At 76.6% G+C, this 3,063-nt stretch carries 3 protein-coding genes and 2 pseudogenes; 3 read left to right on the forward strand and 2 right to left on the reverse strand.

Going from position 1 to position 3,063, the window contains the following annotated elements:
- Together GTW67_RS32700 and GTW67_RS32705 are read left to right on the forward strand one after the other, a co-directional pair.
- Window positions 1-210: pseudogene (locus GTW67_RS32700) on the forward strand (DNA-3-methyladenine glycosylase 2 family protein); the annotation flags it as partial.
- A complete protein-coding gene (locus GTW67_RS32705; protein WP_161168377.1) occupies window positions 207-713 on the forward strand; it encodes a methylated-DNA--[protein]-cysteine S-methyltransferase in 507 nt (168 codons plus the stop codon). The pseudogene GTW67_RS32700 and the gene GTW67_RS32705, both read left to right, overlap by 4 nt.
- Here GTW67_RS32705 and GTW67_RS32710 read toward each other — a convergent pair.
- Together GTW67_RS32710 and GTW67_RS32715 are read right to left on the reverse strand one after the other, a co-directional pair.
- Window positions 710-1,192 carry a DUF456 domain-containing protein gene (locus tag GTW67_RS32710; protein ID WP_161168378.1) on the reverse strand — a complete coding sequence of 161 codons (483 nt, stop codon included), beginning with the start codon at window positions 1,190-1,192 and terminating at the stop codon, window positions 710-712. The genes GTW67_RS32705 and GTW67_RS32710 overlap by 4 nt on opposite strands.
- 44 nt (window positions 1,193-1,236) lie before the next feature.
- Complete coding sequence (locus GTW67_RS32715) at window positions 1,237-2,220, reverse strand: helix-turn-helix transcriptional regulator (protein WP_161168379.1); 984 nt, start codon at window positions 2,218-2,220, stop codon at window positions 1,237-1,239.
- A gap of 286 nt (window positions 2,221-2,506) precedes the next feature.
- Between GTW67_RS32715 and GTW67_RS37230 the strand changes: the two are divergent.
- Window positions 2,507-3,063 (forward strand): annotated as a pseudogene (locus tag GTW67_RS37230) (protein phosphatase 2C domain-containing protein); the annotation flags it as partial.

The raw sequence follows: 3,063 nt of genomic DNA on the forward strand, positions 1-3,063 counted from the left end.
GACCCCGGCGCCGACCGGGACGACGCCGAGCGGGCGCTGCTCGCCCTGCCCGGCCTGGACGCCCGTACGGCCGCCGCCGTCCGCGCCCGCGCCCTCGGCGACCCCGACGTCGCCCCGCCCGGCACCGCCCTGCCCGACACCTGGCGCCCCTGGCGCTCGTACGCTGTGAACCACCTGCGCGCAGCAGGAGAGTGGGAGCACGACCGATGACCACCACGACCACCGCCACCGCCACGTACTGGACCGAGCTCGACAGCCCCGTCGGCACGCTCCTGCTCACCGCGGCCCCGGACGGGGCGCTCACCTCGCTGTCCGTGCCCGGGCAGAAGGGCGGCCGCAGCGTCCAGGACGGCTGGCGGCACGACCCCGGACCGTTCCGGGAGGCCGAGGCGCAGCTCGCCGCCTACTTCGCCGGGGAGCTGTCGGAGTTCCGGCTGCCGCTGCGCGCCGAGGGCACCGCCTTCCGCGAGCGCGTGTGGGCCGCCCTGGACGCCGTGCCCTACGGGGCGACCACGACGTACGGCGCGATCGCCGCGCGCATCGGCGCATCCCGCCCCGCGGTGCGCGCCGTCGGCGGCGCGATCGGCGCCAACCCGCTGCTGATCCTGCGCCCCTGCCACCGCGTGATCGGCTCCGACGGTTCCCTGACCGGTTACGCGGGCGGCCTGGAACGCAAGACCCGGCTGCTCGGCCTGGAGGGCGTGCGGATCTAGCCGGCCAGCACCGCGCCGAGCCACGCGCCGGTCACCAGGAGGCAGGCGAACAGCTCCGTCAGCACGCTCGCGCCGCCCGAGCGCATCGCCGTCCGCAGGGCCGCCATCGCCTCGCCGTGCCGGCCCAGACGCAGGCGTTCGGCCAGGTAGATGCCGCCCATGAAGCCCGGGACCGCCCCGATCACCGGGATCAGCACGAAGCCGAGGAACGCCCCGGCGCCCGCGTACGCCGTCATGCGGTGGGTGACCTCGTCCGAGCGCGGCGAGCGGGGCGGCAGCGTCCAGCGCACCGCCCGGGACACGAGCAGCACGGCCGTCGCGCCCACCAGGACGAACCACGACACGGGCTGCGGATCCTTCAGCGACCACCACAGGACCCCGGCCCACACCAGCCAGGAGCCCGGCATGCCGGGCAGCAGCACGCCGCACAGTCCGAGCAGGATGACCAGGCCCGACAGCAGGAGGTCCCACGCTCCCATCTGTCCAGGGTGCAGGAGGAGCGGGCGGTCCGCAGATCTCGGCGTCAGCGGGCCCGCGACACCCAGTCCCGCTCGTACGCGTGCCAGCCGAGCTGGAGCCGGGTCGTCACCCCGGTCAGCTCCATCAGCCGCTTGACCCGGCGCTGCACCGTCCGCAGCCCGAGGTCGAGCTGCTTGGCGACGCTCGCGTCCGTCAGGCCGGCCAGCAGCAGGGAGAGTATCTCCAGGTCGGTGCCGTCGGGCCCGTCCGGCTCCTGCTCCGTCACGCCCGACGCGCCGAGCCGCAGGGGCAGCGCGTCCCGCCACACCGCGTCGAACAGGCCCGACAGCAGCTCCAGCAGCCCGCTGGCGTGCACGACCAGCGCGGCCGGTTCCGCGGAGTGCGCGGTGAGCGGCACCAGGGCGAGCGACCGGTCGGCGATCACCAGCTTCGTCGGCACCCGGTCCACCACCCGCACCTGCTCGTCGCGGCCCAGCGCCGCGGTCAGCTCGGTGATGCCGGTCGGCATGTCCAGCACCGACCGCTCGACCACCACCCGGTAGCGGACGCCGCGTTCGGCGGCCTGCTCCTCCGCGTCGTTCTCCATGCCGGTGACGGCGACCGGCTTGCCGGTGACCAGCGCGCACACCTCCTCGGCGGCGCCCAGCTGGAGCTGGAGGAAGCGGCGCGCGACCGCCGCCGCGCCGATCACCACCTCGACCAGGTCGTGCACCGCCGGTTCGCCCGCCGTCGCCCGGTACTCCTCGGCCAGCAGCGCCGCCGCCAGTTCCGCCTTCTCCAGTTCGTGCCGCTGCTGGGTGAGCAGCGCGCCCAGCGCCACCCCCGGCGGCGCGGCGACCCAGCGGCCGGGCCGGGCCGAGGACTGGGCCGCCAGACCGTTCTGTTCCAGCCGCCGCAGCGCGCGCTCCGTGTCCTGCTCGCCGAGCGCCAGCCGCCGCGCCAGATCGGGCACGTCGGCCGCCCCCACGGACACCAGCGCCCGGTAGGCCGACTCGTGCGTGTCCTCCAGCCCCAGCACTCCCAGCATCAGGCGCCGCCCCTCCCCGAAGATCACCAGCATTCCGCGGTGTCCGCGCGTGGCGGAAAACAGCCACGGCACAAACCCGCCTCGGCACATCATCGCCGTACGGTCGGGCACTCTGCCAAGGTGGCGTCGCCGGGCGGTTCTCCCGTGGGGGGTGGGACCGCTCGGCCACCCCACTCGCCCCACCGTTCGACCCCGTCACTCGAACACGCGGTCCGGCGCGTGACGGCCCGGCGGATTTTGTGGATGCCCCGTTTCCATCCGGCCCGCGCGGTGGACAATCAGGAGCATGAGCCAGCAGGGGGGAAGGCCCACCGGTCCCGAGGACGACTGGTGGGGGCAGCTGTACGACGACTCCACCGACGACACCGGCCCCACGGCCGCGCCCGATTCCCTGGACGACCGGTTCGCCTCGGCGGCGGACACGGTGGGCGGCGCGGACGACGCCCCGGCGGACCGGCCTCCGCCGGAGGGGCGGCCCCCGTGGTGGACGACGCCCGAGCCGCCGCCCTTCCCGGGGCAGCGCGGTGCCCGCGGGCAGCACGGCGTCCCGGGCCCGCGTCCGGGCGAGGCGCAGGCGCCGCCTCCGACCGACGGCCCCCGCCCCACGGTGCCACCGGAGGATCCGCCCGCCGCGGAGACCCCGCCCGGCACCGGCCCGGACGCGCAGCCCCCGCGGGCTGCGGTGCCGCGGGCCCCCTGGGAGCCGCCGTCCGGTGAGCCCGGTGGGCCGGTGACCTTCCCGCCCGCCGCTGGGCGGAGGACCCCGGCGGGACCGCCCGCCCGGCCGATACCCCCCGACCCCGCCCCACCGGCGTCCCCACCGGCCTCCGCGCCGTCCGCCCC

Source organism: Streptomyces sp. SID5910 (genome assembly GCF_009862125.1).
Taxonomy (GTDB): domain Bacteria; phylum Actinomycetota; class Actinomycetes; order Streptomycetales; family Streptomycetaceae; genus Streptomyces.